Consider the following 7,062-nt stretch of genomic DNA (forward strand, 5'->3'; position numbering starts at 1 on the left):
GGCGGCATCGGGCCCGGCCTTGCCGCCCGCGCGCGGGGCAGGGGCTGCCGTGCGCGCCGGGCGCGGAATGCCGGCCCAGCCGTCCACCGTGTCGCGCACCGCATCGAACGCCCAGTAAAGCCCGGTGGCGGTGAGCATGAGGTACACCACCAGCGCCCACGTGCCGACCACCGAGTGCAACGCCCACAGGAACGAGCGGCCCTTGAGCGCCGGATCGAACGTGAGCCAGGTGCGCCAGCGCAGCGGGTGGCGCGGCCAGCGCAGGTACAGGCCTGAGAGCGACAGCGCAAGCAGGCACAGCGCGAGCACGCCCGTGGCCACGCGGCCGGAGTCGCGCGGCAGCAGCAGCCAGCGGTGCAGCGCCTCGATCCATTCGAAGGCGTCCTGCCCCTTCAGCGCCGGCTGCAGCGCGCCGGTGTAGGGGTGCACGTAGACGGTGTCGCCCCGGCGCTCGCCGGGACGCGCCTGGAAGATCACCCGCGCCGCCGCGCCGGGTTGCGATTGCACCGTGAGGGTGCTGATGCGCGGGTGGCCGGGCACGCGCGCCACGGCATCCATGATCTGCTGCGGGGTGAGCATGGGCCCGGCGTGCGGCGTGACCTGGCGCACGCCGGGGTTGAGGGCGTCCAGGATTTCCTCATGGAAGGACAGCAGCGCCCCGGACAGGCCGATGACCACGAGCACGGTCCCCGCCGTGATGCCCAGAAACCAGTGCACCTGGAACCACGCCTGCCGCAGCGAGGGCAGCGACAGCCGGCGCCATGGAGCACGCCGGGCCTCCGATGCCCCGCCCTGCGGCTGGCAAGCCCCGTCAGGGGCCAACGCACCAGCGCTCCGGGCCAGCGGCTGGGATGTGGCGCCGTCGCGGTTCACAGGCCCGCCCCTTCGCCAGGTCCGGCATGCGCCAGAGCCTGGCCGGGGGCGGAAAGAGAGACAGCCCGCAGGCCGAAGCGGCGCGGGTCGAACGGGACAAGGCGGGACATAGCGGACGGAACCCAGGAAAGAAGCGAACGAGAAAAGCCATTCCATCTGCAGCAGCGCCAACGCCCCACGCCGCGGCGGTCTCCAGCCGAACGCCGGAACGAATCCGAAGGATGAGAATGATTGCTAATTTTATCGCGCCTGCCCATCCAGGGGCCGTGGCGTGCCCGGCCAGCGGCTTTCCGTCCCCGGGCTAAGTGACCGGCGAAGTCCACCAGCGTGTACAGCGGCAGGCCCGCGTCCCGCAGGCGCTGCGAGCCACCCAGCTCGGGCAGGTCCACGATGGCCGCGCCCTCGGTCACCGTCGCGCCCAGCCGCTCCAGCAGATTCTTGCCCGCCATCATCGTGCCGCCCGTGGCGATCAGATCGTCGATGAGCAGCACGCGGTCGCCGGGCTTCACGGCATCGGCATGCAGCTCCACGGTGGCGCTGCCGTATTCCAGTTCGTAGGTTTCCTCGACCGTGGTGAAGGGCAGCTTGCCTTTCTTGCGGATCGGCACGAAGCCCACGTTCAGCTCATAGGCCACGACCGCGCCCAGAATGAAGCCGCGCGCATCCAGCCCGGCCACCACATCGGGCCGCAGGGCCCGGTCCATGTAGCGGTGCACGAAGGCATCGATGAGCACGCGGAACACCTTCGGGTCCTGCAGCAGCGGAGTGATGTCCCGGAACTGCACGCCCGGCGCGGGCCAGTCGGGCACCGTGCGGATGTGCTGGCGAAGGTATTCGTTGACGCTGAGGGCTTGCATGGCGCGGTGGAGAAGGCTGGAAGGAAAAGACCGCCCGCGCACGGCCGCACAGGTGCCACCACGCCAGGGGGAGGGAAAGAAGGGAAGGAATGCAGTGTATCGGCGGGGCAGCCGCAGGCGGCTGCCAGGCGTTCACACCCGCAGCAAGGCGTCTTCCGCCAGCGCCAGCGCCGTGGGGTGGCCCGAGAGCACCAGCGTGTCGCCTTCGGCCAGCACCGTGGCATCGTCCGGCTGGGACATGCGGCCGTCCTTGTGGCGCAGGTTCACCACCCGCACACCCATCGCCTGCAGGGCCAGCGGCCCCAGCGCCTGGCCCAGCGGCCGCACCCCGGGGGGCAGCGTGATGGACGCCAGCCGCTCCTGGTCGCGCTCGGACACGGTGTCGTCGTCCGCCCCGTGGAAGTAGCCGCGCAGCAGGTTGTAGCGGGCGTCGCGCTGGTCCTGCACCAGGCGCAGCACCCGCCGCATGGGCACGCCGACCAGCGCCAGCGCATGGCTGGCCAGCATCAGCGAGCCTTCGATGGCCTCGGGCACCACCTCGGTCGCGCCGGCGGCCTGCAGTTTGTCGAGGTATTGGTCGTCCTGCGTTCGCACCACCACCGGCACCTGCGGCGCGTGCTCGCGCGTATTGGCCAGCACCTTGAGCGTGGCGGGAATGTCCAGGTACGTCACCGCCACGGCACTGGCGCGCACCAGCCCGGCCGCCATCAGGGCCTGCAGCCGCGTGGCATCGCCGTACACCACGGAATCCCCGGCCGCCGCGGCCTGGCGCACCCGGTCGGGGTCCAGGTCCAGCGCCATGTAGGGAATGCCTTCGCGCTCCAGCATCCGCGCCAGGTTCTGGCCGCAGCGCCCGTAGCCGCAGATCAGCACGTGCTTGCTGGTGTTGATCGACTTGCGTGCGATGGTGGTCATCTGCAGCGACTGCTGCAGCCAGTCGCTGGCGACCAGCTTCATCACGATGCGGTTGCTGTACAGGATGAGGAACGGCGTCGCCAGCATCGACAGCACCATCGCGGCCAGGATGGGGTTCATCAGCGCGGGCTGCACCAGCCCGTGCTCCTGCGTGAGCGACAGCAGCACGAAACCGAACTCCCCCGCCTGCGCCAGATACAGCCCGGTGCGAAGCGACACGCCCGTGGTGGCGCCCATGCCGCGCGCCAGCACCAGGATCACGCCGGCCTTGACCAGCAAGGGCACCACCAAGAGCAGCAGCACCAGCGCCCAGCGCTCCAGCAGGATGTGCCAGTCCAGCATCATCCCCACGGTGATGAAGAACAGGCCCAGCAACACGTCGTGGAAGGGACGGATGTCCGTGCCCACCTGGTGGCGGTATTCGGTTTCGGACACCAGCACGCCGGCGATGAAGGCCCCAAGCGCCAGCGACAGCCCCGCCGTCTCGGTCAGCCAGGCCAGCCCCAGCGTGATGAGCAGCAGGTTCAGCATGAACAGCTCGTCGCTCTTGCGGCGCGCCACCAGCGTGAGCCACCAGCGCATCACCCGCTGGCCACCCGCCAGCAGCACGCCCACCAGCACCGTGGCCTTGAGCAGCGCCAGGCCCAGCGCGACGAACAGCTGGTCCGGCCGGGAGCCGAGCGCCGGGATCAGCACCAGCAGCGGCACCACGGCCAGATCCTGGAACAGCAGGATGCCCAGCACGCGGCGACCGTGCTCGCTCTCCAGCTCCGCCCGCTCGGCCATCAGCTTGACCACGATGGCGGTGCTGCTCATCACCAGCGTGCCGGCCAGGGCCAGCGCCGTCTGCCAGCCCATGTCCCAGATGCCGCCCACGTAGCGCGACAGCAGCAGCACACCCGCCATGGTGGCCGCCATGGTCAGCGCCACCTGCATCAGTCCCAGGCCGAACACGAACTGGCGCATGGCGCGCAGCTTGGACAGGCTGAATTCCAGGCCGATGGCGAACATGAGGAACACCACGCCGAACTCGCCCAGGTGGCGCACGCCTTCCGAGTTCTGGGCCAGGGCCAGCGCATGGGGCCCGATCAGGATGCCCGCGGCCAGGTAGCCCAGCATCGGCGGCAGCTTGAGGCTGCGGCACGCCACCACCCCCAGCACGGCAGCCAGCAGGTAGAGCAACGTCAAGGCAAGTGAGGACATGCACGGATGCTAGCCCAGGCGCGGCGCAGGCCCATGGTCCGGCCGATAGAATCCGCGCATGCTTTCCGCCCCCGCCGCGCCTGCGCCCTTCCATGCCGACCAGGCGCTGCGCCTGGCCCGCGAAACCTTCGATATCGAGGCCGCCGCCCTGGCCGGCCTGTCGGCCCGCGTGGACGCGAGCTTCGCCAGTGCCGTCGAGCGCGTGCTCGCCACCACGGGGCGCGTCGTGGTGATGGGCATGGGCAAGAGCGGCCACATCGGCCGCAAGATCGCCGCCACCCTGGCCTCCACCGGCACGCCCGCCTTTTTCGTGCACCCTGCGGAAGCCAGCCATGGCGACCTGGGCATGGTCACGCCGGGCGATCTGGTCCTGGGCATTTCCAACAGCGGCGAAAGCGCCGAGCTCACCGTGCTGCTGCCCGTGCTCAAGCGCCTGGGCGTGCCGCTCGTGGCCATGACCGGGGGGCTTCAGTCCACCCTGGCGCGCCATGCCGATCTGGTGCTGGACTGCAGCGTGGACCGCGAGGCCTGTCCGCTCAACCTGGCCCCTACCGCCAGCACCACCGCGCAGCTGGCCATGGGCGACGCCCTGGCCGTCGCCTTGCTGGACGCCCGCGGGTTCCGGTCCGAAGACTTCGCGCGCTCCCACCCCGGCGGGGCCCTGGGCCGCAAGCTGCTCACCCACGTGAGCGACGTCATGCGCTCGGGCGAAGAAATCCCGCGCGTGGCGCCCGGCGCATCGTTCAGCGAACTCATGCGCGAGATGAGCGCCAAGCGCCTGGGCGCCTCGGCCGTGGTGGACGATGCGGGCCGCGTGCTCGGCATCTTCACCGACGGCGACCTGCGCCGGCGCATCGAAGCCGGCGCGGAACTGCGCGGCGCGACCGCGGGCGAGGTCATGCACCCCAGCCCGCGCACCATCGCCCCCGACGCGCTGGCCGTGGACGCCGCCGAAATGATGGAGCGCCACGCCATCACCAGCGTGCTGGTGGCCCATCCCGACGGCCTTCTCATCGGCGTGGTGCACATCGGCGACCTGATGCGCGCGAAGGTCATCTGATGGACCAGCCCCTCGCCCACGCCACGGCCGGGGCGGCAACGCCCGCCAGCCAGCCGCTGCCGCCCCTGCGGCCCGCCCTGCAGTTCGATGCGCAACTGCTGCTGCGCGCGCAGGGCGTGCGCGTGGCGTTTTTCGACGTGGACGGCGTGCTCACCGACGGCGGCCTGTACTTCAGCGAAGCCGGCGAGACGCTCAAGCGCTTTCACACGCTCGACGGCCACGGCATCAAGCTGCTGCAAAAGGCCGGAATCACCCCCGCCGTGGTGACGGGCCGCGATGCCCCCGCGCTGCGCCTGCGCCTGAAGAACCTGGGCGTGGTGCATGCCCGCTTCGGCACCGAAGACAAGCGTCCGGCCGCCGAATCCATCCTGGCCGAACTGGGACTCGACTGGGCGCAGGCCGCCGTGATCGGCGATGACTGGCCCGACCTGCCCCTGATGCGCCGCTGCGCCCTCGCCTGCGCGCCCTGCCATGCCCACATCGAGGCCCGTGCGGTGGCCCACCACGTCACCGCCGCAGCGGGCGGGGCCGGCGCGGCGCGCGAGTTCTGCGACCTGCTGCTGGTGGCCAGTGGCCGCTATGCCCAACTGCTGGAGGCCTACACCGCATGATCGCCACGCTGCGCCGGGGCTGGGACCGGCTGTCCATCTACCTTCCCGTGGCCCTCATGGGGCTCATGGCGCTGGGCACGTGGTGGCTGGTGCGCAACGCGCCCACACCGGCCAAGCCCGTGCAGGAGCGCCCGCTGACGCACGAGCCGGACTATTTCATGAAGACCTTCTCGGTCAAGAGCTTCGATGCCACCGGCCGGCTGCAAAGCGATGTCCGCGGCGATTTCGCGCGCCACTACCTGGACACCGATACGCTGGAGATCGACAAGGCCCACATGCGCTCGGTCGCGCCCGATGGCCGCCTGACCATCGCCACGGCCGACCGCGCGCTCACCAATGCGGACGGTTCCGAGGTGCAACTGTTCGGCAACGCCATCGTCACCCGCGAGCCCCTGGTGCGTCCCGGGCGCGAGCCGCTGCCGCGCCTTCAGTTCCGGGGCGAGTTCCTGCACGCGTGGCTGAACGACGAACGGGTGCAGTCGAACCAGCCAGTCACGCTGACGCGGGGCAAGGACCAGTTCACCGCGGACACCATGGACTACAACAACCTCAGCCAGATCATGCAGTTGCAGGGCCGCGTGAAGGGCATGCTGATGCCGCCACCCGGCAAGTGACCGGCACCGGACGGCGCACGATGCCTAACCACCCCTCAGGAGCCCCCATGCCTTCCAGCCCCCTGGTGTTCATCACCGGCGCATCCAGCGGCATCGGCCAGGCGCTCGCACTGCGCTTTCACCAGGCGGGGTACCGGCTTGCGCTGGTGGCCCGCCGCACGGCAGAGATGCAATCGTGGGCCAGCGCAAGCAACATCCCGGCAGATAGCTATCAAATTTATAGCGCCGATGTGGCGCAGCCCGACAGCATCGTGGCGGCGGGCCAGGACTGCATGGCCCGGCAAGGGGTGCCCGATGTCGTCATCGCCAACGCGGGCATCAGCGTGGGCATGGACACTGCCGTGCGCGAGGACATCGACGTGATGGCCCGCACCTTCGCCACCAACAACATCGGCATGGCGGCCACGTTCCAGCCGTTCGTGGATGCGATGGCCCAGCGCGGCAGCGGGGCGCTCGTGGGCATCGGCAGCGTCGCCGGCATCCGGGGCCTGCCCGGCCACGGCGCCTACTGCGGCAGCAAGGCGGCGGTCATCAGCTACTGCGAAAGCCTGCGGGGCGAATTGCGTTCGTCGGGGGTGCGGGTGGTCACGCTGTGCCCGGGGTACATCGACACCCCGCTCACCCGGCAGAACCGCTACGCCATGCCCTTCTTGATGCAGCCCGGGGACTTTGCCGACCGCGCGTTCGCCGCGATCCGCGCGGGCGCGAGCTACCGCGTCATTCCCTGGCAGATGGGCGTGGTGGCCAAGCTGCTGCGTGTGCTGCCGAACGGGCTTTTCGACCGCCTGCTGTCGGGCCGCCCGAGAAAGCACCGGCAAAAAAGCGGGGCTCCGCACTGACCGGGCACGGGGCCCGCCTCAGGGTTCCAGCCGGCGGCGCCCACAAAAAAAGGCCCCTTGTCAGGGGCCTTTTTTGTGGGCGCCGCCGGC

Annotated in this window: 6 protein-coding genes and 1 pseudogene; 4 read left to right on the top strand and 3 right to left on the bottom strand. The window is 70.3% G+C overall.

Annotated features, from left to right (window positions below; all coding sequences use genetic code 11):
* From AC27KI_RS16405 to AC27KI_RS16415, 3 genes and pseudogenes are all read right to left on the bottom strand, one after another.
* Positions 1 to 822: PepSY-associated TM helix domain-containing protein (locus AC27KI_RS16405; protein ID WP_487114777.1), on the bottom strand; the 822-nt coding region annotated here is incomplete at its 3' end.
* A gap of 356 nt (positions 823 to 1,178) precedes the next feature.
* Positions 1,179 to 1,730: pseudogene (locus tag AC27KI_RS16410) on the bottom strand (adenine phosphoribosyltransferase); the annotation flags it as partial.
* Positions 1,731 to 1,862: 132 nt separating this feature from the next.
* The gene (locus AC27KI_RS16415) at positions 1,863 to 3,848 is read right to left on the bottom strand and encodes a monovalent cation:proton antiporter family protein (RefSeq protein WP_317359889.1); all 1,986 of its coding nucleotides are present in this window, start codon (positions 3,846 to 3,848) and stop codon (positions 1,863 to 1,865) included.
* Between the two features lie 58 nt (positions 3,849 to 3,906).
* Here AC27KI_RS16415 and AC27KI_RS16420 point away from each other — a divergent pair, with 58 nt between their 5' ends.
* The 4 genes from AC27KI_RS16420 to AC27KI_RS16435 are packed head-to-tail and all read left to right on the top strand — an operon-like array spanning position 3,907 to position 6,972.
* Complete coding sequence (locus AC27KI_RS16420) at positions 3,907 to 4,908, top strand: KpsF/GutQ family sugar-phosphate isomerase (protein ID WP_487090185.1); 1,002 nt, start codon at positions 3,907 to 3,909, stop codon at positions 4,906 to 4,908.
* Entirely contained in the window at positions 4,908 to 5,519 is a 612-nt protein-coding gene (locus AC27KI_RS16425; RefSeq protein ID WP_284424555.1) for a KdsC family phosphatase, read from the top strand. Before AC27KI_RS16420 ends, AC27KI_RS16425 begins: the two co-directional genes overlap by 1 nt.
* A complete protein-coding gene (gene lptC, locus AC27KI_RS16430; RefSeq protein ID WP_317359884.1) occupies positions 5,516 to 6,133 on the top strand; it encodes an LPS export ABC transporter periplasmic protein LptC in 618 nt (205 codons plus the stop codon). Before AC27KI_RS16425 ends, lptC begins: the two co-directional genes overlap by 4 nt.
* Positions 6,134 to 6,180: 47 nt before the next feature.
* A complete protein-coding gene (locus AC27KI_RS16435) occupies positions 6,181 to 6,972 on the top strand; it encodes an SDR family oxidoreductase (protein ID WP_317359882.1) in 792 nt (263 codons plus the stop codon).
* Positions 6,973 to 7,062: the final 90 nt, after the last annotated feature.

It is taken from the genome of Acidovorax sp. KPB24-03, from assembly GCF_057546605.1.